Source organism: Dialister invisus DSM 15470, assembly GCF_000160055.1.
In the GTDB taxonomy this organism is placed as follows: Bacteria; Bacillota; Negativicutes; order Veillonellales; family Dialisteraceae; genus Dialister; species Dialister invisus.
Window position 1 is genome coordinate 1,555,097 of record NZ_GG698602.1, and the last position, 23,630, is coordinate 1,578,726.

The 23,630-nt window shown below is 48.8% G+C and carries 10 protein-coding genes; all 10 read left to right on the top strand.

Annotated elements, in window-relative coordinates; translation table 11 throughout:
* Positions 1-59 precede the first annotated feature (59 nt).
* A complete protein-coding gene (gene rpoB, locus GCWU000321_RS07705) occupies positions 60-3,836 on the top strand; it encodes a DNA-directed RNA polymerase subunit beta (RefSeq protein WP_083786263.1) in 3,777 nt (1,258 codons plus the stop codon).
* A 24-nt stretch (positions 3,837-3,860) separates the two neighbouring features.
* Complete coding sequence (gene rpoC, locus GCWU000321_RS07710) at positions 3,861-7,868, top strand: DNA-directed RNA polymerase subunit beta' (RefSeq protein WP_040381539.1); 4,008 nt, start codon at positions 3,861-3,863, stop codon at positions 7,866-7,868.
* A 133-nt stretch (positions 7,869-8,001) separates the two neighbouring features.
* A complete protein-coding gene (locus tag GCWU000321_RS07715; RefSeq protein ID WP_007070635.1) occupies positions 8,002-8,781 on the top strand; it encodes a hypothetical protein in 780 nt (259 codons plus the stop codon).
* A complete protein-coding gene (locus GCWU000321_RS07720) occupies positions 8,778-9,512 on the top strand; it encodes a hypothetical protein (RefSeq protein ID WP_007070636.1) in 735 nt (244 codons plus the stop codon). The genes GCWU000321_RS07715 and GCWU000321_RS07720 overlap by 4 nt, the downstream gene beginning before the upstream one ends.
* A 100-nt stretch (positions 9,513-9,612) precedes the next feature.
* On the top strand, positions 9,613-11,289 hold the full coding sequence (locus GCWU000321_RS07725; protein WP_007070637.1) for a ShlB/FhaC/HecB family hemolysin secretion/activation protein: 1,677 nt from the start codon (positions 9,613-9,615) through the stop codon (positions 11,287-11,289).
* A 46-nt stretch (positions 11,290-11,335) separates the two neighbouring features.
* Entirely contained in the window at positions 11,336-18,481 is a 7,146-nt protein-coding gene (locus tag GCWU000321_RS07730) for a two-partner secretion domain-containing protein (protein WP_007070638.1), read from the top strand.
* Positions 18,482-19,449: 968 nt separating this feature from the next.
* On the top strand, positions 19,450-21,543 hold the full coding sequence (locus GCWU000321_RS07745) for a hemagglutinin repeat-containing protein (RefSeq protein ID WP_007070642.1): 2,094 nt from the start codon (positions 19,450-19,452) through the stop codon (positions 21,541-21,543).
* 15 nt (positions 21,544-21,558) lie between these two features.
* Positions 21,559-22,032 carry a hypothetical protein gene (locus GCWU000321_RS07750; RefSeq protein WP_007070643.1) on the top strand — a complete coding sequence of 158 codons (474 nt, stop codon included), beginning with the start codon at positions 21,559-21,561 and terminating at the stop codon, positions 22,030-22,032.
* Between the two features lie 3 nt (positions 22,033-22,035).
* On the top strand, positions 22,036-22,866 hold the full coding sequence (locus GCWU000321_RS07755) for a hypothetical protein (RefSeq protein WP_007070644.1): 831 nt from the start codon (positions 22,036-22,038) through the stop codon (positions 22,864-22,866).
* Positions 22,867-23,015: 149 nt separating this feature from the next.
* Entirely contained in the window at positions 23,016-23,501 is a 486-nt protein-coding gene (locus GCWU000321_RS07760; protein WP_007070645.1) for a hypothetical protein, read from the top strand.
* Positions 23,502-23,630: the final 129 nt, after the last annotated feature.

The window sequence follows — 23,630 nt, forward strand, 5'->3', positions numbered from 1 at the left end:
TTGGAAATTTAGATTTTATATGGAAGGAAAGGGTGAGGCGTGGAATGCCTAACAGCAAAATGTTCAGACCCGTCCAGGTAGGTACTAAGAAAAGATATACCTACGCCAGAGCTCAGGAAGTTCTGGGGATGCCCCATCTGCTCGATTTGCAGACCAAATCTTACGAATGGTTCTGTAAAGAAGGGCTGAGGGATGTATTTGCGGATATTTCTCCTATCGAGGATAGTGCTCATAAATGGGCGCTGCATTTCGGCGAATACTATTTCAAGAAAGAAAAGTACAGCATCGATGAATGCAAGACGAGAGATGCTACTTATTCCGCTCCGCTGCAGGTCAAAGTCCAGCTCGTCAATAAGGAAACCGGCGAAATCAAGGAGCATGATCTTTTCATGGGCGATTTCCCGATTATGACGGATACGGGCACATTTATTATCAATGGCGCCGAACGTGTTATTGTTTCCCAGCTTGTCCGCTCTCCCGGCGTATACTACAAAAAGGAAATGGACACTTTCGGGAAGGAAATCTATTCCGCCCAGCTCATTCCGAACCGCGGCGCGTGGATCGAACTGGAAACTGATGCCAACGGCGTTGTTTCCGTTCGTATCGACCGTAACCGCAAGATGCCCGTGACGTACCTCATCCGTGCGCTGGGGTTCTCTTCCAATGAAGAAATCATGGAGCTTTTCAATAATGATATCCATATCGAAGAGACGCTCAAGAAGGATGAAACGCAGAATACAAAAGAAGCACTCATCGCTATTTATAAAAAGCTCCGTCCCGGCGAACCGGCGACAGAAGAAAGCGGCACGACCCTGCTCCGCAACTTCTTTTATGATCCCCGCCGTTATGATCTGGCGAAGGTCGGACGTTACAAGCTGAATAAGAAACTCTCCTGGGAAAACCGCCTCAAGGGCCATCGTACGGAAGGGCCTATCGTGGATACGGAAACCGGTGAAATCATTATCCAGGGGAATGCCCTTATCGACGAGGAAGCCATCGCGATCCTGAAGAAGAGCGGCGTGTTCAGCAAGGTAGAAATGGTGGAAGTCATGACCCAGAAAGAGGACGGAACACCTGTCAAGGTGATCTGCTCCAATGGAATGCGTGATGACAGCTATCGGATTCTTGACCGCGCGGATATTATCGCGGCGGTAGACTATCTTTTGAATATGATCCAGGGCTATGGGCGCCCCGATGATATCGACCATCTCGGCAACCGCCGTGTCCGCTGTGTCGGCGAACTGCTCCAGAACCAGTTCCGCATCGGCTTGTCCCGTATGGAACGTGTGGTTCGCGAAAGAATGACTACCCAGGATCAGGACAAGATGACCGCCCAGGCGCTCGTTAATATCCGTCCTGTTGTGGCAGCCATCAAGGAATTCTTCGGCAGTTCCCAGCTGTCCCAGTTTATGGATCAGACGAACCCATTGGCGGAGCTGACGCATAAGCGCCGTCTGTCCGCTTTGGGACCGGGAGGGCTGTCTCGTGAACGTGCAGGGTTTGAAGTCCGCGACGTGCATTATTCCCATTATGGGCGTATGTGCCCCGTAGAAACGCCGGAAGGCCCGAATATCGGACTTATTTCCTCGCTGTCCAATTACGGGATTGTCAACAAGTACGGCCTGATTGAAACGCCGTACCGCCGGATTAACCCGAAGACCCACGAAGTGACCAATGAATGTCTCTATGTGACGGCTGACATTGAAGAAAATAAAGTTATTGCTCAGGCCAGCGAGCCGTTGTCGGATACCGGCGCGTTCTTGAACCGGTATGTGGCCTGCCGCCGCGGTCCTGATGTTCTGGAAGCTTCTCCTGAAGAAGTAGATCTCATGGACGTTTCTCCGAAGCAGGTCGTTTCTATCGGTACGTCTCTTATTCCGTTCCTTGAACATGATGATACGAACCGTGCGCTCATGGGCGCCAACATGCAGAGACAGGCAGTACCGCTCCTCCGCCCGGAAGCGCCTCTTGTAGGCACGGGTATGGAATGGGTAGCCGGCCAGGACTCCGGTGTCTGCGTTCTTGCAAAACGGTCAGGCGTGGTTACCTCTGTCAACGGGAAACAGATTATCGTCCGCGCGGATAACGGCGAATATGATACTTATGACCTGATTAAGTTCCTCCGGTCCAACCAGAGCACCTGCATCAACCAGCATCCCATCGTATACAAAGGGGACAAAGTCGAAGCCGGGCAGACACTGGCGGACGGCATGTCCACCGACGGAGGCGAGCTGGCCCTCGGACACAACGTGCTTGTGGCGTTCGTATCCTGGGAAGGATATAACCATGAAGACGCCGTGCTCATTTCTGAACGTCTCTGCAAAGATGACCTGTACACCTCTATCCATATTGAAGAATACGAGTGTGATGCCCGTGATACGAAGCTGGGCGAAGAAGAGATCACAAGAGAGCTGGCATCCGTCAGCGACGACGCCTTGAAAAATCTTGATGAAAACGGTATTATCCGTATCGGCGCCGATGTACGTCCCGGCGATATCCTTGTCGGCAAAGTAACGCCGAAAGGGGAAACGGAACTGACTCCGGAAGAACGTCTTCTCCGTGCCATTTTCGGCGATAAGGAAAGAGAAGTCCGTGATACCTCCCTCCGTGTGCCGCATGGAGAATTCGGGAAAGTGGTCGACGTCAAGGAATTTACCCGTGAAAACGGCGATGAACTGGCGCCGGGCGTAAATAAGCTCGTCCGCGTTTACGTCGCGCAGAAACGGAAACTCCGCGAAGGCGACAAAATGGCGGGGCGCCACGGCAATAAGTGCGTATGCTCCCGCATCCTGCCTGTTGAAGATATGCCCTTTACTCCGGACGGACGTCCTGTCGATTTGGTGCTGAACCCCCTTGGCGTTCCTTCGCGAATGAATATCGGGCAGATCCTGGAAATTCATTTGTCCTGGGCCTGCCATATGCTCGGCGAAGAAATCAAGGAAGCCAAGACAGATCCCGTAAAGGCGAAAGCGCTTGAAAAGCGGCTCCGTGAAGCGGGCTATGATTTTGACACCTACGGCATGCCCGAATCCACAGAATCCGGTGTCCACATCGCGACCCCTGTATTTGACGGCTGCCGCGATGAAGACCTGGCTGCCACTCTTGCCGCCGCAGGACTTCCGGTCAATGCGAAATCCGATCTTTATGACGGACGTACCGGCGAGAAGCTGGACGGACAGGTGACGATCGGCTGGAAATACATGCTGAAACTCCATCATCTTGTCGATGATAAGATCCATGCCCGTTCTACCGGCCCGTATTCCCTTGTGACCCAGCAGCCGCTCGGCGGCAAGGCGCAGTTCGGCGGCCAGCGTTTCGGTGAAATGGAAGTCTGGGCACTGGAAGCATATGGCGCCGCGTACACCTTACAGGAAATCCTGACGGTAAAATCTGATGATGTCATCGGCCGTGTCAAAGCCTATGAAAAAATCGTCAAAGGCGAAAACATTCCGAGCCCCGGTGTTCCCGAATCCTTTAAGGTTCTTATGAAGGAACTCCAATCCATCGGGTTGGATGTCCGCGTCCTGAATGAAGACAAAGAGGAAGTTGTCATGAAAGAGCTGGACGAAAGCGATCTGGAACCGTCCAATGGCGGCGAACGCTGGCATAAAGACGAAGTGAAAGCGGCCATGGAAGGTGAGGATTCCGTTTCCGCAGCCAGAAATGCCATGGAATCCAGCATGGCCGGAGAAGGGAAAGAAGTGCCGGCAGATGATACGGCTTCTTTCAATGATACGCTGGAAGCGGAAGCGGCGGCTCCTGCAAATGAAGAAGCGGCTTTTACTGAAACTGATATAGAAACTGAAGCGGGTCTTGTCGATGACCCGGATGCCTGATTTCCGGAAAGGAGCACTGAGCAATTGTTAGACGTAAATGAATTTGACTCCATGAAAATCGGTATTGCGTCTCCGGAAACGATCAGATTATGGTCTCACGGAGAAGTAACGAAGCCGGAAACAATTAACTACCGTACACTGAAAGCAGAACCGGACGGTCTTTTCTGTGAAAAGATTTTCGGACCGACGAAAGATTGGGAATGTAAGTGCGGCAAGTATAAAAAAATGCGTTATAAGGGCACGGTCTGCGATAAGTGCGGCGTGGAAGTGACAAGCTCCAAAGTACGCCGTGAACGCATGGGTCATATTGATCTGGCCTGCCCGGTATCTCACATCTGGTATTTCAAGGGGACGCCGAGCCGTATCGGCCTCATTCTCGATGTGTCCCCCCGCCAGCTGGAAAGAGTCCTTTATTTTGCCGCCTACATCGTAATAGATAAAGGCGAAACAAAGCTTCTGGACAAGCAGGTTTTAAATGAACAGGAATACCAGCAGGCCGTCCAGGAATACGGCGCCGGTTCTTTTGAGGCGCAGATGGGGGCGGAAGCTATTCAGAAGCTTCTCCGCCAGCTGGATCTGGAAGCCTTGGAAAAACAGCTTCGCGAAGATGTGGACAGCAGCAGCAACCAGCGCAAAGTCCGCAGCATCCGCCGGCTGGAAGAAGTGGAAGCTTTCCGTAAATCGGGCAATAAGCCGGAATGGATGATCCTCACCGTGCTGCCCGTTATACCGCCGGACCTCCGCCCGATGGTGCAGCTTGACGGCGGGCGTTTTGCTACGAGCGACCTGAACGACCTTTACCGCCGTGTCATCAACAGAAATAACCGTCTGAAAAGACTGATGGACATGGGTGCGCCTGAAATCATCGTCAGAAATGAAAAACGTATGCTGCAGGAAGCTGTCGATGCCCTCATAGATAACGGCCGCCGCGGCAGAGCGGTCAGCGGCCCGGGAAACCGTCCCCTGAAATCCCTTTCCGATATGCTGAAAGGCAAGCAGGGCCGTTTCCGCCAGAACCTTTTGGGGAAACGTGTCGATTATTCCGGCCGTTCTGTTATCGTAGTCGGTCCTGAACTGAAAATGTACCAGTGCGGCCTGCCGAAAGAAATGGCAATCGAACTTTTCAAACCGTTCATCATGCATGAACTGATTGCCCGCGGTTTGGCGAGCAATCTGAAATCGGCACGGAAAAAAGTGGACAAGCTGTCCCCTGAAGTCTGGGACGTCCTTGGCGATGTTATTAAAGAACATCCCGTACTTCTGAACCGCGCTCCGACACTCCACCGCCTCGGCATCCAGGCGTTTGAACCGATCCTGTGGGAAGGCAGGGCGATCAAACTGCATCCCCTTGTCTGCCCGGGTTACAATGCGGACTTTGACGGCGATCAGATGGCGTGCCATCTGCCTCTGTCCGTGGAAGCGCAGGCGGAAGCGAGAACGCTCATGCTTTCCATCAACAATATCCTGTCTACGAAAGACGGCAAACCTGTCGCCATTCCTTCCCAGGATATGATTCTGGGATCATACTATCTGACCATTGTAAAAGAAAGCAAGGAAGAGGAAGACGCGCTTGACCCCTCGAAATTCCACGCGTACACCAATTACGATGAAGTCATGCTGGCCTATGCACTGAATCAGGTACAGATCCATGATTTCATTAAAGTGGACATACCGGGACACGGTCTTGTCATCACGACCCCGGGGCGCCTGATTTTCAACTATGCCATTCCCGAACCTCTCCGCTTCTTCTATAAACGTCCTGACGGAAAAGAAGGTCTCGGCATCACTATCGGCAAGAAGCAGATGGGCAAACTTGTCAATGACTGCTTTAAGAAGCTGGGTTTCAAGGAAACGGGAGATCTCCTGGACTCCATTAAAGCCCTCGGATTCCATTATGCCCTTGTTTCCGGCATTTCTATCGGCATTTATGACGTGGCCGTACCGGAAGCCAAAAATGATATCCTGTCCGCAAGTGAAGCGCAGATTGAAAAAATCAAGGAATATTTCCGCCGCGGCCTGATGACGGATGACGAAAGATACAGGAAAGTCGTTAAAATTTGGGAAAAAGCGACTAATGATGTCGGTGAAGCGATGAAAGCGTCCATGACGAAAATGAATCCGCTCACCATGATGGCCCAGTCCGGCGCCCGCGGCAACGATAACCAGATCCGCCAGCTGGCGGGGATGCGCGGCCTGATTGCCGATACATCCGGTAAAACGGTAGAATTGCCTGTTAAGGCAAACTTCCGTGAAGGGCTGACCGTCCTTGACTACTTTACGTCTTCCCACGGCGCCCGCAAAGGTCTTGCCGATACGGCTCTCCGTACAGCAGACTCCGGTTACCTCACACGCCGCCTTGTCGATGTTTCCCAGGATGTCATCATTCGGGAAGAAGACTGCGATGTGCAGACACTCAATTTCGATCGTGAATGGAATAAACTGGTTTCCAAGGCGGCTGTCCGCAGCCGTTACAATGTCCACCGCGCTGAATTGGACGGTTCCATTCTCGAAGAAGACGTCATGAACCGGCGCAGCGGGGAAATTCTCCTTGTGAAGGGGAAAACACTGGATGCGTCCGATGTGGCCCTTATGAACCGTTTCCTCGTTGATTCCGTTGTTGTTACCGTTCCCACAGCGGAAGGAGAAGCGGGCGAACCGAAAACCGTTACCTTCGGCGTGGAGGATGTCGCAGCGGAATACAAGAGTATCGTGAAACATCATGTGACAGTCCGCTTCTTTGAAAAGAAATTGGAAACGCCGGCTCTGAACCGCAAAGGAGAAGAAGTGCTGGCGCAGGGAACCGTCCTTACGGCGGAAGCGGCTGAAAAACTTTTGGCTGCGGATATTCCGGTGATTTCCGTACGCATGGAAGGCACGGAAGGCGTAGAAGTCCGCAAAATTACGGAAGCCGGGGGTCTCATTGAGTCTCTGGCTGACCGTATCGCCGGCCGCTGCCCGCTGGAAGATGTGGTGAATCCGGAAACGGGAGAAATCATTGCCGCGAAGAATGAAGAAATCACTGACGACCAGGCTGCTGAAATTGAAAAGCATTATGACCGTCTGAAAGTCCGTTCCATTCTGACCTGCCATTCCGAACACGGCGTATGCGCGAAGTGCTATGGCAGGAACCTGGCAACAGGCCGCCATGTGGAAATCGGCGAATCGGTAGGCATCATCGCCGCACAGTCCATCGGTGAACCGGGTACCCAGCTGACCATGCGTACGTTCCATACGGGCGGTGTCGCAACGGCAGAAGATATCACCCAGGGTCTGCCCCGTGTCGAAGAATTGTTTGAAGCGCGCAAGCCGAAAGGCAACGCGATCATCTCCAATATCGCCGGCAAAGTTACCATTGAAGACTCTCCGGAAAATGCGAATATCAAGATTGTTACCGTGACCAATGAAGAGACATCCGATACCTATAAGATTCCGTTCGGAAAGAGGATTTCCGTCAATGAAGGCGATGAAATCGAAGCAGGTACTCGCCTCATCGAAGGGAATATCAATCCCCACGATATTCTCCGTGTCCTCGGCGTACAGGCGACTCAGAACTATATCGTCAAGGAAGTGCAGAAAGTTTACCGGTCCCAGGGTGTTGAAATCAATGACAAGCACATTGAAATCATCGTCCATCAGATGCTCCGCAAGATCAAAATCGATGACCCCGGAGATTCCGAATGGCTTCCGGGACAGACGGTGGACATCGTGGCTTACCGCGTCATGAACGAACATCTGGAAGATGAAGGAAAGAAACCGGCGGTGGGTGAGAACCTGCTTCTCGGTACGACGAAAGCCGCGCTGGCGACAGACTCCTTCCTCTCAGCGGCTTCTTTCCAGGAAACCACCAGAGTTCTTACGGAAGCGGCAATCAAAGGGAAGGTGGATCCGCTTCTCGGCCTCAAAGAAAACGTCATTATCGGCAAGCTGATTCCGGCAGGTACGGGGCTTGCCCGCTACCGCAGGCTCTCCGTGCAGCACAACGCGGAACCCCGGACGGCGGAAACCGCTGATGGGCAAGCTGACGTGCAATAAGTGTTTAAATAAAATATCCCGCTGTGTAACCCATGGCGGGATATTTTTTGTGGGAGACGGAAATGCCTGACTTGAGAAAATATCCCTGATTCCTTACAATGAAGAAATAAATGATATATTACAGGAGAATTCCATGTTCAAAAAAATCATGGCGGCTCTGTCCGCTTTCATTCTGGCAGGCTGTCTTTACGCGGCGGCGGAGGATCTCGTCATCGACGGACTGGGGAAACTGTCTTTCGGGGAAGACGTGCAGATTACCGATGGAGGGGGCAGCCGCGCGGAAACCATATTTAAGAAATCGGGACACCGGAAAGATTACGGGAAAACAGATTGGGCGGCAGTGATGTACTTCCTCACCACGCCTCCGGGGATGGACATGTACCCCGACCGGGCGCCGTACCCTTACGACTCCCTTCATCTGTACCAGATCAGGAAATCCGATATCCGCGGCACCTATTCCGCTTCCGTCTCTGTTGTGAAAGGGACAGAAGAAGCCTTCTTCCATGGGAAAGGGGAAAAGGCTGCCCGGTTTTGGAAGCGTGCATTCCATGAAGATGCGACACGGCCGCACTCCCTCTTCGGCATGCCGAAAATCAGCATAGAAGAATATCAGCGGATGCTGAATGGCCGTTTGGATGAAATCAAAGGGCAGAAGCTGCAGGCGGAACTGGTTTCTTTTTCACCGTGGCATGCCTATAAAAATCATGACGGCACCTATCGCTGGACCCAGGAAGCGCGGGTGATTATTTCCGACGAAAGACACCTGTCCTATCCGATGTGGGTCTATACGAATCTGTACAGGCAGGGCGGCATGTATTATCTCATTATCGTACAGGGAAGCCATACGGCGGCGGAAAAAATCGGGAAAAATTTACTTTATGCCTTCTATGGACTGGAAAGGAGCGGCACATGAGTTGGAAGAAAACGGCGGCAGTCTTTATGACGGTTCTCTGTATTTCCGGCGGCGCGTCTGCTTATGACTTGCAGTCCATTGCGAAAGCACATCTGCCGCCTGCGTTTACCTATCAGGATATCCCTGAACAGCAGGAACTGAAGTTCCACAATTTCACCTATCCCTATCACATGGGGCAGCTTTCCGTCATGCTTCAAAAAAGCCGAAAATTCGCTTACGGTTACATTGTCACCGCCAAGCTGCCTCCTGCGGGAGCGGATACATTGAAACCGTTTTTTCGGGAATACCTGACCGTAAAAGAATGGAGAAGCCTTTCCCGCATGAACCGCGCCTTTCTGGATGAGGACTCGCCGCTGCGTAAAGGGGCGGAAGAGGTAATGAAGAACTGGGCGAAGAACGTGGTGGGAGAATTAGGAGAAGGCGTGAAAATCACCCTGTCCGATTTCGAGCCGTATCGCAAACTTACAGCCGACGAAGCCTATCTCTATACGATGGGCGCGAAAATTACCTTTGATTCCGACGGACTCATCCTGCCCTTTTACGGCAGAGCGTATTTCTTCCGTGAAAATGACCATATAGATGTGATGATGCTCCTTACTCCCGATGAAGGAAAAGAACCCCTCGTTTACGCTATTGATGATCTGGCGAAAGCGGCGGCAAAGGAGACAGATATGCAGGAAGAAAAAGAAGATCTTTCCGTCATGTTGGCAAAAGGCGCAGCAGAAAATTAAAGCGGAGAGGGGCAGCAAAGAAAACATTTACAATGCCTTCCCTGTAAACTATAATTGGAAATAAGAAAAACATTTGAAATATTACTTTGGGAGAGCGATCATGCAGGGGAAAATTGTAACAGCCTTTATTTTTTTAACCATGATGACGGGAGCGGTATCAGCTGCTCCCGTTTTAGATTACACAGGAGCAGAGCGGCTGGAAGAAGCGCGGCAGAGAGAAGAAGAGCGGCAGGAAAGGCTGCGCATACCCCGTATAGAAAATATGGGAAGCAGCGTGAATGAAAAAGAGGAAATGCAAGGTGCCGCAGGACCCGTGTTTAGAATAGACGAAATTATTTTATCGGGGCAGGAAGAAAAGTTCGGCTGGCTGCAGGACATCATACAGCCCCATATTCACACGGACATGGGGATTTCATCCGTCAACAGGCTGGTAAAAGACCTGAATGCGAAACTGCTGGACAAAGGATACGTGACCAGCCGCATCGTGATCCCCGAGCAGAATATGAAAAACGGGAAACTCCTTCTCCGCCTCCAAACCGGCAGGCTGCATAAAATCATTTACAGCAGAGACAGCGCCCTCATCCCATGGAAAAACGCATTTCCCATCAAAGAAGGAGACATCCTGAACATCCGCCGCCTGGAGCAGGGGCTGGAACAGATGAAACGCGTCAGCTCCTCTGACGTATCCATGAAACTCCTCCCTGCCGAAGAAGCGGACATGACAGACGTGGAACTCTCCATAACCAAGGGGAAACAAATAAAGGGAAGCCTTTCCGTGGACGACTCCGGACTGGAAGACACAGGAAGCATCCAGTGGAACGCCGCCCTGGGAATAGACCGGCTCTTCAATGCCAATGACCTCTTCCGCATCAGCGGAAATACAGACGGCTCCCGGGACGGATACGAAAAAGGAACCAGAGGGCAGGGCATTTCCTACTCCATCCCCAGAGGATGGGACACCTTCACACTGCGTCACAACCGCTACCGATACCACCGGACCGTAAAATCCAATCCCTATGACTTCATCAGCAGCGGGAAAACCCGCATCACCGAATTCACCTTCAGCCATGTCATGGGACGCACCAAAAACGAAAAATACGGCTGGGACATAAGCCTCACCAAAAGAAACGCCCACTACTTCATCAACGATATGGAAATCCCCGTACAGGCCATGGACACCACAGCCATGGAAATAGGCCTCTTTGACCGCGTCTATACAGGAAGCGGCACACTGTACACCCGCCTCGGATATAAAATGGGGACAGGATGGTTCGGCGCGAAACCTGATACAGACAATCCGGCGAGTCCCAAAACCCATTATAAAATGTGGCTCCTGGACATAGACTGGCAGAAACCCCTTACCCTGGGACACCGGCCGGCATCCTTCACCACATCCCTTCACGGGCAGTGGACGACAGGCGGCATGCGCCTCTACAGCACAGACATGGTGAGCATCGGGAACAGGTACACCGTCAGGGGCTTCGACGGAGAATACACACTCATGGGAGAAAACGGATGGTACATCCGAAACGAACTGTCATCCTCTCTTCCGCGCCTCCACAGCAGCGTATATGCAGGACTCGACGCAGGCGCCGTATACGGCGTATCCACAGAGATCCTGACAGGAAGAACCATCGCGGGCATGGCGCTGGGAATGAGAGGAACCTTTCCCTCAGGACTCTTCTACGACACCTTTATCAGCAGAGCCTTATACAAGCCTGACGGCTTCCATACGAAAACATGGGCCGGCGGATTCACGCTGGGCTGTCAATTTTAAATGAAATCGGTCAAATTTTAATCAAAACGACAAGAGGTTATGACAAATGAAAACAAGCACAAGCAAACGACTCAGATGGAATGTAGCCATATGGCTGGCAGCGGGACTGTTTATGACAAGCACCGCCGGCATGGCGGCAGGTCCCATCATGCCCGATCCGAAAGCGGAAGCCCGCCATCAGCCGCAAATAGAAGAAACAGCAAACGGCATACCCCTTGTCAATATCACCGCCCCCTCCTCCGGCGGCGTATCCCGGAACGAATACGAAACCTTCAACGTGCCGGACAAAGGCGCCATCCTGAACAACTCCTACACCCTCTCCAAAACCGAACTGGCAGGATACGTACAGGGGAACAATAACATGGCGGAAAGACCGGCCAAAATCATCGTAAACGAAGTCACCGGCGCGGGTTCCACCGCTATGGATGGATTTCTGGAAGTGGCAGGAAACAGAGCAGACGTCGTCATTGCCAACCCGAACGGCATCACCGTAAACGGAGGCGGATTCATCAATACAGGCAAAGCCTTCCTCACCACAGGGAAACCCGTCTATGACGGAGAAGACCATTTGCAGCGCTTCGACATCACAGGAGGAGATATCCTCATCGAAGGGAAAGGCCTTGGCGGAAAAGAAACGGGAAGCCTTGCCATCCTCTCCCGCGCCGTGAAAATCAACGCAGGCATCTGGGCCAAAGACCTCCATATCACCACCGGGGCCAATACCGTAGACGCAAAGACCCTCGAAGCCTCTGCCATAGAAGGAAAAGGAGGGCGTCCCGCCTTCGCCCTTGACACCGCCGCCATAGGAGGCATGTACGCCGGACGGATCACCTTAGTGGGGACAGAAAAAGGACTGGGCGTCAATAACAGCGGCACATGGAGCGCCGAAGACAACCTCACCCTTGACTGGAACGGCGACCTGAAAAACAGCGGCACCATCTACAGCAAAGGAAATACAGACCTCCGCGCAAGCTGCCTGGAAAACGACAAAACCATCGCCGCGGGGAAAGACGTCACCATTTCGGCAGACGGACATGTAACCAATACAGGAACCGTAGGAGCCGGCATCAATGAAGCCGGAGGACTGACAGAGACCGGTACATTGGAAATCCAATCGGGGAGGGTAGACAACAGGCAGGGAACCCTGCTGGCAGGAAACCATTTGGGTATTTCTTCCGGCAGCCTTTCCAATGAAAAAGGACAGATTTCCGGATATGGAACTTTTCATGCATCAGCAGAGGAAATAAATAATACAGACGGAAAGATATCTTTCATCGGCGACATATCCGTAAAAGCAAAAGATATAGCCAATGACAGAGGGCGCTTTACGACTGAAAGCAGTTTGTTCCTCAGGGGAAATACCGTCACCAATGAAAAAGGAACCGTCATAGCCGGCGGGGATGCGTCTTTGTATGGAACGTCCTTCAATAATACAGAGGGGAACATCATCACCGGAAAAGATATGGAGCTGGTCCTGCCTTGGATAAGAAACAGGGGAGGAACTCTTTCTGCCAAAGGCAGCATGAAGATGACAGCAGAGAAGGAACTGGACAATGAAACAGGCAGACTCCTTTCTGACGGGGATATGGATATCTCCGCGTCTGTTTTAAGTAATAAGAACGGTACGGCATCATCAGGAAAGAATATCATAATCAAAGGAACCCGTCTGGATAATGCGGGAGGAACCCTGTCCGCCCAGGATGGAATCACACTTCATGCCGACCGATCCGTCAACAATGCAAAAGGGAAGATACAGAGCAGCGGAGACATTTCCCTTTCGGCCGCGGTGCTGGATAATCGGGAAGGAAAAATCGTAAGCGGACAGAATCTTGCGGTAAAAACAAAAGAAGACCTGCTCCTTCAGGGGAAAGCGGCAGGCGGAAATAATGTCACCTTTGTGACAGCGGGAAACTTACAAAACCGGACCGATGTGACCGCCGGGAACGTACTGCACCTTTCCGGAAAAACGGTTGCCAATGCCAAAGATACATCCCTTTCGGGAAAACATATTTCCATCGAAGCCGGGCAGGTAGAAAACCGGGGGCTGGTGCAGGCGTCGGATACCGTATCCATAGAGGCCGGAACCCTCGACAATATAGGAACAGGAAAAATATACGGGGATACTATCCGTCTTTCTGCCGCTGCCCTGCATAACCATGTGGATGCGGATAAAGAAAAGGCACTGGAAAAAGCACAGGAACAGGCGGAAACGGCGAAGCGGGACATGGAAAAAGCCCTGGAAGACTTAGCTGCCGCTCAAGGTGTAAACACTCAAGGAAATTCTCCGGAAACGGAAGCGGCGGAATCTGTCTATCTGGCGAAAAAAGAAACTTTCATGGCACTGCAAAAAGCAGCCTCGGACATATATGAAGAAATCCACGGGATGCCTGCCGGAACGGCAGCCGCACGCAAAGAACTGGACATCAGGGCTGACCGTATAGATAACAGAATCGGCGCCATGCTGTACAGCGGCAGTACCCTGTCCATACGCGGGAAAAGCAGAGAAAAAACGGAAACCGTGGATAACTGGGGCGGCACTGTCGCCTCACGGGGAGACATGTCTATACGGGCTGATCATCTGGCAAATAGAAATGCCAATCTGGCATTCGGCATGGAAGAAAGCGGGTGGGAACAGGCAGAACCTGACCGTGTCAGATTTAGTGCGGGCGGACAGACCTACAACGTGCTGCGGAGCCGGCTTGCCCCCTGGGAAATCGGGCAGGAAGGGAGCCGCACAGGTCCGGGCGCTTTGGATATCCATTACATCGTTCATCCCGAGCTGTATGGAAAAGAACAGGAACTGCCCCTTGTGAAATCCGGGAAAGGATTTGGTCGGAGGAGGCATTATACCACCTGGGACAGCCCTGACTGGCAGCTGCCCGGCGTTAAGACGCTGGGAATCACCCCGCCTTCCGCGCCCCCGCCTGAAGGGACGCCTGCTTATGACGCGTGGCAGGCAGAGTATGATGCGAAACTGCGGGAACTCGAAGAAAAAATACCGGCTTACAACGCCCGTGTCCATGAAGCGAACCGGAGAATAGAATTTGAAGACTATTACCTGTATGTCTCAAAAAAGAAAACCATCACCCCGATCCTTCTTTCCACCGCACCGGGAACCATACAATCCGGCGGGGATCTGCTGCTGGATACCGACGCCTTAAACAAGGACAGCGCCATGCAGGCGGGAGGCACATTGAAGGCTGCCGCTGGGAATCTGTCCAATATAAGCACGGCAGTGAAATCGGAAACACTCCGCTGGAATACGGTGACCTTCAGCGAAGTCGTCCGTGTGGCAATGGGAACCAAACACAGCCGTCACAGCCATCCCCAGGATGAGTATGAAGCGCCGGCGCTTTCAGATGCCCATTTGCCGACCGTCATTGCGAAAGACCATGCCTCGCCTGCCATCAGCGCCGTTACCGCCCCCTCCATGAAAGACCTTACGGTAAAGGATGATGCAGGATATACGCAGACCCTTACAGGACAGATCAGCAGAAACATACCCAATACATCCATTTATAAAATCAATAAAGAAACCACGGCCACATACCTTATTGAAACAGATCCTGCCTTTACCGACAGAAAAAAATTCCTGTCATCCGACTACATGTATGAACAGATGAAATGGGATCCGGACAAAACCATAAAGCGGCTGGGAGACGGCTTCTACGAACAGGAACTTGTCAGACAGCAGATCATGGAACTCAGAGGAACAAGATACCTTCCCGGCTATACCGGAGACGAAGAAGAATATAAAGCACTGATGGAAAGCGGCGCGGCCTTTGCCCGGAAATATGATCTGAAACCGGGCATCGCGCTGACAAAAGAACAGATGGCGGCCCTTACGGGAGATATCGTCTGGCTTGTCAGGGAGAAAGCCATCCTGCCCGGAGGGAAAACGGAAGACGTCCTCGTCCCGCGGGTATACCTCAAAGCGGGAAGCAGAAAAGAACTGCGCCCTGACGGATCCCTTATTTCCGCTTCCCGTATCGTGATGGATCTGAAACAGGATCTGGAAAACAGCGGCACCATGCAGGGGAAAGACGGTATTTCCATTAAGGCGGGAACCATAAACGGCCATGGAAACTTTACCGGCGGGCATATTGCTCTGGACACACAGAAGGACATGGCGCTTCACGGTATCCTTGCAGCGGAAAAAAGCGTCAAACTGGCAAGCGGGGGAAATATAGATATCACCTCGGAAACCTACCGCACAGCGGATAAAAACGGATCCTACCGTACCGGCATGGCAAAAACAGCAGGCATCGCCGTCAAAGACAAAGAAGGCCTGCTCATCCTGTCTGCCAAAAATGACCTGTCCCTCTCCAGCGCGGAACTGGAACAGCTGGGCGAAAAAGGCGCTTCCCTGCTGTCCGCCGGCCGTGACGTCCGCATAGGTGCCGTGCATACAGACAACTATGCCCAGGGCATTACAGACAGCGACAACTACCTGAAAGACCGTACCGTAAAAGACGAAGGGACAGTCCTTGTTGGGAAAGGAAATGTACAGATCGGGGCAGGCCGTGACATCACGGCAAAAGCTGCCTACGCGGAAAGCAAAGACGGGAGCATCCGCATGTCCGCAGGAAGAGACATCGCCCTCACCGCGGGAGAAGAAAGCAGCCGCCACGAACTGGGGCTCAAGTACAAAGAAAGCGGCGGCCTCTCCACCAGTCAGACCACGATGAAAGAAGACACTGCCATAGAGAAACCGGAAGGCAGCCTCATCTCCGGAAAAGAAGTGCAGATGGCAGCGGGACGGAACATAGCGCTCCGGGCTTCTGCCGCAGCCGGAGAAAACGACGTCTCCCTTACCGCCGGAAATGACATTACCGCAGACAGTGCCGATGAGAAAACACGGAACATGGACTACAGGCAGGTAAAGAAAAGCGGCCTCATAGGAAGCGGCTTAGGCTTCACCATCGGGAGCGAAAAGAAAAAAGACAGCTATGACACCGAAGAAACTGTGCAGGTAGGAAGCACCGTGGGAAGCGTCAAAGGCAGCGTCGCCATCCATGCCCAAAACAACATCACCGTCAGAGCCTCCGACATCATTGCCGGGAAAGACACCCTCATCACAGGAAGAAACGTAGACATCGAAAGCCACGACAATACCTGCAGAGGAAAAGAAGAACACGAATACAAAAAGAGCGGCCTTACCGTATCCTTAGGCGGAGCCGTGATTACCGCGAAAGACAATATCATCCGGCCGATAAAGAACGCCGGACAGGCGCATGACGGACTGCTTGGGAAACTCTATGCCGCCGATGCGGGGTTCAACCTGCATGATGCGGTAAAGATATATAAAAACATAGGAGACGTGAAAAAGGGAATTACTCTTGACGTCAGCATAGGAAGCCGGTCCGCCAAATCTGACAGCCGGTACCAGGGAACAGAAGCCAAAAAAAGCAGGATCGTTTCCAAAGGAAATGTACGCATAAAGAGCGATGAAAACATTGCCGTAAAAGGATCACAGATAACAGGAGAAAACGTGACACTGCAAGCCGGGAAAGACATTAACCTTACCGCTGCAGAAAACAGGAAGACAGCAGAAGGGAACAGCAGGAGCAAAGGCGCAGGAATTACCGCCTCCTTTGGTATAGGCGGACTCCAAAATGTAGGCATCAGCGCAGGAAAATCCAAAGGGAATAGGGAAGAAGAAATAATAACCCATACAGGAAGCGCCGTCACTGCCAAAAACACCCTGACCATGGAAAGCGGCAAAGATCTGAACATCACAGGAAGCAAAGCAGGCGGGAAGAAAGTAGAAGTAAAAACAGGAAACAACCTCTCCATAGAAAGCTTGCAGGACAGCCATACCTACCACAGCCGGGACAAAGAAAGCGGCATCCATCTGCAACGAGACAGGATCACCCGTCCGGATACAGGGAAAAAGAAAATGGACGATCCCTACTTCTCCATCGGGAAAAAGACAGAAACCACAGACTCCGCCTATGAAAGCGTCACAAAACAGGCAGGTATCTATGCAGGAAAAGAAGGATACGACATCCAAGTCAAAAACAACACCCGCCTCAAAGGAGCCGTCATAGACAGCCAAGCACCGGCAGAAAAGAACAAACTCACCACCGGTACTTTGACATGGGAAAACATAGACAACAAAGCCGAATACAAAACAGGAGGACACGGAATATCCTACAACGGGAAAATAGGAAGAGGAGACAAGAACGATCCCTTAGACTCCCGGACAAATAACAGATATGGGAAAGACACCATAACAGGACAAAGAAACGGAATGAACAAAATCACTCAAACCATCTACGGCTCAAAAATCCCGTTAAACGAAAGAGGACTTCTGAATACCCCCATACCGTCCGTCAAAGGGAAAGCAGGAACAACCACCCGATCCGCCGTATCCAAAGGAACCATAACCATCACAGACAAAGAAAACCAGAAACAGGACATAGAGAAACTGAACAGGAACACAGAAGACAGCTTAAACAAACTCAAAGAAATCTTCGACAAAACAAAAGTAGAAGAAAGAAAACGACTGCTGGAAGAACTGGGAATCGTAGGGAACCAGGCTATCCATGAGATAGCATCCCACAATGGATGGAAAGACGGCTCTGCCGAAAAGGCAGCCCTCCATGGAATGCTGGGAGCCATCACCGGAGCCAAGAGCGGAGGAAGCGCCCTAAGCGGCCTGATAGCAGGAGGAGCCAACGAATATGCCATAGGATACCTGAAAAAGACCAAGGGGAAAGACTGGATAAACAAACATCCCGATACCGTACAGAACATCTCCGCCGCCTTTGGCGGAATCCTGTCCAAGATGACAGGAGGGAGCGGACATACAGGCGCCTATATCTCTCAGATGGGAACGAAGTGGAATCTGGAGGGCAATGATTTCATAGAAAAGTTGGGGGAAAATGCAAGTGCATCTCTTACTCAGGAAGAAAAAGAAGCTGTTATTGAATTTATATCAAAGGGAATGACAAAAGAAGCAATTTCTTATTTAGCACAAAGAGCTATAATGGATTATCCTGGCGTTGTAAAAGAATATGCGGGGGCATTTGAAGGAGTAAGATTTTTGGGTAGATTAAATACTGCATATGGAATTGCGTCAGCAATAGTATGGTACTATAAAAAACGATATGAAAATCGTCCAGATGTTATAGGATATAATGAATGGATTTATAATGAGACCGGAATGGATATTAATTACTTAAAATAATCTATACTTTAAGAGATTGGAGAGAGAATATGAATATTCTAAAAAATATTAAGAGACATTTAGGAATTAGTAGGATTATATTTTTAATAGGAGCTACTATTGGCTTTTTTGCCTTATATCTTAATGTAAGAGTATTAGCATATATTTCTATTGTTTTTTGTGGAATTAGCTTATTAATTAACAAAGATGGGAATATTAATTGGTAAAGATATTTTTATTAGGAGTGATATATACAATTTAATTTCAATGATAAATTATTACCAGAATAATTCAGCTTGGGTAAAAAACCTTATTATGAGCCAACAGATAACGGGAATCCTTATTGGAGATATAATCTGCTTACGAATAACTGCAATAGCTTTGTTATGAATAGTTTGTATAACATATTGCCAATAGATGATTATAGAAGGGAAAATATAAAGTTTGATCAATTTGATCCCAAAGCGCAAGGGGATAATCTTGAGCAAGCGAATCATTTAGTAGCAGAGGTGTATAAACAATGAGTTTGTATCGTTTAAGTTTAAAAAATATATGGAAAATATTGATCTTTGAAAGCATGTTCTCTGTTTTATTTTGCATATCGATGGCTGTGTTTTTACAGATAGCTTTTTTCTCCTACGAAGCAGCATTTATACTCGGATTGGCTATAAGCCTTATTTATTCCCTTATTATCTATTTTGGTGGTGATTTATTTACTGTTAAAGGTGGGATTCGGTATATAGAGATATCAATAATGTTTTTCTGTGGGTTGTTATTTATCACGTTGCCAGTATTCCCTTTTCTTTCGGATGGAAATATATTGTTTGCGCTTTTCGATATAATTTGCTTCATTGGGAGTTATATTTATGGAAGTTCTGGTGTTATTTCAGCAATAATAACTTATATATTATGTATGTGGATAATAACGGGGACGATTTATCTTTTACAAAGAAAAATTCATAATAGGGTTTGATGCATATTTTATTGAAATGGTTATCTATACAGGAAAGACAGCTGCCGTCATTGCCAAAGAAGACATGACAGTCAAAGGCAGCACAGTCAACGCCCAAGACATCCACCTCAAAGCAGGAAACAACATCCATATCCTCTCCTCCGAAAACAAAAGCACAGCCATAGAAGACTACAAAGCAAAAAGCGGAAGCATAGGAGCATCCATCAGCAAAGGAGGCTATGGCATCGGTGCGTCCTACGGGAAAGGAAAAGGACAGACAGAAGAAACCATCCTTGCCCATACCCCGTCATACATCACTGCAAAAGATACGGTATCCTTTTCCAGCGGAAACGACACCCTGATCCGGGGCGGGACAGTCAGAGGAAACAAAGTTACTGCTAACGCAGGAGGGGACCTAACTATAGAAAGCGAACAAGACAAAAAGAACTACAAAGAAACAGGCAAAACCACCGGACTGTCCATCAGCTACACACCGGGAAGCGCCGTCAGCGTAAGCGGAGGAAAAGGACAGACAAACACAGACTCCGCCTATATCAGCGTCACAAAACAGGCAGGCATCTACGCAGGAAAAGAAGGATACGACATCCAAGTCAAAAACAACACCCGCCTCAAAGGAGCCGTCATAGACAGCCAGGCAGAAAAAGAAAAGAACCGGATCACCACCGGTACTTTGACATGGGAAAACATAGACAACAAAGCTGAATACAAAACAAGCGGAAAAGGAATCTCCTATACCAATGGAGCAGGAATCCCCTTAAATGCCTTGGGACTCCTCTCAAACATGGGTCCCACCGTGAAAGACAAAGCAGGAACAACCACGACATCCGCTGTATCCAAAGGAACCATAACCATCACAGACAAAGAAAACCAGAAACAGGATATAGAGAAACTGAACAGGAACACAGAAAACAGCTTAAACAAACTCAAAGAAATCTTCGACAAAACAAAAGTAGAAGAAAAACAGGAACTCATTCACATGATGAACATAGTGGGAAACCAAATCATCCATGAAGCGGCAGACCACTATGGATGGAAAGAAGGATCCACAGAAAAACTCCTTCTCCATGGAGCCATAGGCGCACTGACAGGAAGCATGAGCGGAGGGAACGCATTGTCAGGAGCCGTATCGGGAAGCGTGAACGAATTTGCCTTGGCGTACATGGAAAAAACAAAAGGAAGAGACTGGATGGATACCCACTCCGATACCGTACAAGCCATCAGCACCGCTTTGGGAGCCGTCGCAGGAAGCCTGACAGGAGATAGAAACACAGGAGCCTATACGGCACAGATGGGGACGAGATGGAACAGACTGGCAAAAAAACCGCAAGAAGACCTGAACAAACAACTCAAACAAGAACTATCCACAGAAAAGAAAAGTCCTGACGAACTCATCAAACTGCTGACAGAATACATCAACATGAGCGAAGCCGCTGAACATCCCGCCTCGCAAAAAGCGCTGCATGGAGTCTGGAATGAAGGAAAAGGATACACATTACCTAAGGTGACAATAAGCGCGCAGGAATATAAAGCCATAGATCAAAAATCATTCAACCGCGTGGCACAAAAATACAATCTGCCGACCAAATGGAACAATAAGAAAAACGTACAGGAAAACCTTGAATCGCTGAGAAATGACCTGCAAAGAGAAACCCGTAAGGGGAAAACCCCATTCCAAAGCGATTGGGCTAAATATGGAGGATATGGATTAGACTTTATAGGAGAATTGCATATAGGGAATGTATCGAACTTGGCGAGTGGGATAGGAACTATAAGCGATTTTGGGAATTATATAACGGCTGAGGATAGGAATAAAGTGCTGGCGGAAATTGCAGGCGGATATGCGGGTAGAGCTTTAGGAAAAAATTATTTGGCACCTACAATTATAACGTCAATTGGTGTTAGTAATTCATACTCTTTGCTTAGTAGGGTTTTGAGTGCGAGTATTATTACTGTTACAGGAGGAAGTGGGGTGCCGATAGGAGATGCTATTTATGAAGGATATAAAAATAAAGTAAATTATCTATATTATCTTAGTGAACTTAATAGTTCTAATTATGACGATGAACAGTTTAAAAAGGACTTTGAACGGAATTTTACTGTAAAGGATTGAATAGAGGAATACATAATGAAGATTACCAGTCTTTTGTTTTTTTGGGGAATAGTATTTACTGTTTTAATATTTATTTTTATGTGCTGTGCCATAGGTGAAGATTTTATTCGACATAAAAATAGGAGACATCCGGCCCTCTATAAGTATGTCATATTTATATTCATGGGAATATTGCTAACTGTGTTTAGCTTTTTATTTATAATATTGACTGCAACCAATATTCTAAAAATCATGTCAGGTATAGATATGTCCCATAGTCCATTGGTCAGTTTTATAGGGATGTTCTTTATGGGAGAGGCGATTTTCATTCTGGCTCGGTATTTTGCGTACATATTAGCGCCTGAGTTTACTAAGAAAAGCGAAAGTGAAATTGCACAGGTTCAAAAACAAACCATTCTTTTATCAATATTAAATGTGTTTATTGAATTATTTATAATATGGTATTACCGAGATGTGTTGTGGTATGTAATCTCCTGGATTTTCTGTTAATTAATGAAATCCAATATAGAAGGTATTACTGAACAAAGTGGTATCTACGCAGGACAAGAAGAATACGACATCCAAGTCAAAAACAACACCCGCCTCAAAGGAGCCGTCATAGACAGCCAGGCAGAAAAAGAAAAGAACCGGATCACCACCGGTACTTTGACATGGGAAAACATAGACAACAAAGCTGAATACAAAACAAGCGGAAAAGGAATCTCCTATACCAATGGAGCAGGAATCCCCTTAAATGCCTTGGGACTCCTCTCAAACATGGGTCCCACCGTGAAAGACAAAGCAGGAACAACCACGACATCCGCTGTATCCAAAGGAACCATAACCATCACAGACAAAGAAAACCAGAAACAGGATATAGAGAAACTGAACAGGAACACAGAAAACAGCTTAAACAAACTCAAAGAAATCTTCGACAAAACAAAAGTAGAAGAAAAACAGGAACTCATTCACATGATGAACATAGTGGGAAACCAAATCATCCATGAAGCGGCAGACCACTATGGATGGAAAGAAGGATCCACAGAAAAACTCCTTCTCCATGGAGCCATAGGCGCACTGACAGGAAGCATGAGCGGAGGGAACGCATTGTCAGGAGCCGTATCGGGAAGCGTGAACGAATTTGCCTTGGCGTACATGGAAAAAACAAAAGGGAGAAACTGGATGGACACCCACCCTGATACCGTACAAGCCATCAGCACAGCCTTAGGAGCCGTTGCAGGAAGCCTGGCAGGAGACAGAAACACAGGAGCCTATACGGCACAGATGGGGACGAGATGGAAGTTACAGCTAATTGATTTTTCTAATAAAGAAGGGGGGATATAATTAATTCAATTATTGGATGGAGGGGTCATTTTATCGCAATGGGGAAACTGTGGAAATCCATCCCTCAGGACTTATGGCAGAATTTGATAGCAGTCCTTCTGCCGGAGTTTCTTTAGCAATTGGTTATACATGGTGGGTAGGGAGAATTTATGGATAAGGATAATCGAAGGCTCATAAGGGTGAAGGAGGTTATATTAAATATATTTATCACGGTAATTCTGGCGTCATTTGGGATTTGGCTAATAGGTGGTATAACTTATAATGTCTTCCAAAAGGAGCAAATCCATCAACGAATTTTAGCGTTAGAAAAAAAGGCATATGATATAGAACCTCTGGAGGCATATGATGTATCTGATTTTCAATTAACAAACCGAAGAGCAATCATAGCAAAATCTATTCGAACCTATATTAAACCCATTACTTCTGATAAGTCGCCCCAAATAGTAAAAGAGGAATTTCTTCAATATTTTATGTCTCATGGATGGAATATAAAGCATGCATGGGAAAACCCTAAACTATACCTGCAAGTGCAAAATGATGACTATATTGTTACGTTAGATTTAGTATCTCAAGAAACTAATACTTGGCGTATGATAATTGCGTATAATAATTTTTTCGAAAGAAATAATTTGTAAAAATGCGAAGTATATGAAAAATAATTGAAAAAAGCATTTCCATTTTTAGTATTTACACAAAACTCAGAATTTTCCATTAGAAAAGCGTTTCTCCTGTGGGGATAAAACCTTGTGGAGAAACGCTTTTGT

Coding starts and splice junctions, on each gene's coding strand:
- GCWU000321_RS07730 (WP_007070638.1), top strand. CDS start 11,336: ATGAAAACAAGCACAAGCAAACGACTCAGATGGAATGTAGCCATATGG.
- GCWU000321_RS07725 (WP_007070637.1), top strand. CDS start 9,613: ATGCAGGGGAAAATTGTAACAGCCTTTATTTTTTTAACCATGATGACG.
- GCWU000321_RS07745 (WP_007070642.1), top strand. CDS start 19,450: ATGGTTATCTATACAGGAAAGACAGCTGCCGTCATTGCCAAAGAAGAC.
- rpoB (WP_083786263.1), top strand. CDS start 60: ATGTTCAGACCCGTCCAGGTAGGTACTAAGAAAAGATATACCTACGCC.
- GCWU000321_RS07750 (WP_007070643.1), top strand. CDS start 21,559: ATGAAGATTACCAGTCTTTTGTTTTTTTGGGGAATAGTATTTACTGTT.
- GCWU000321_RS07760 (WP_007070645.1), top strand. CDS start 23,016: ATGGATAAGGATAATCGAAGGCTCATAAGGGTGAAGGAGGTTATATTA.
- GCWU000321_RS07715 (WP_007070635.1), top strand. CDS start 8,002: ATGTTCAAAAAAATCATGGCGGCTCTGTCCGCTTTCATTCTGGCAGGC.
- GCWU000321_RS07720 (WP_007070636.1), top strand. CDS start 8,778: ATGAGTTGGAAGAAAACGGCGGCAGTCTTTATGACGGTTCTCTGTATT.
- GCWU000321_RS07755 (WP_007070644.1), top strand. CDS start 22,036: ATGAAATCCAATATAGAAGGTATTACTGAACAAAGTGGTATCTACGCA.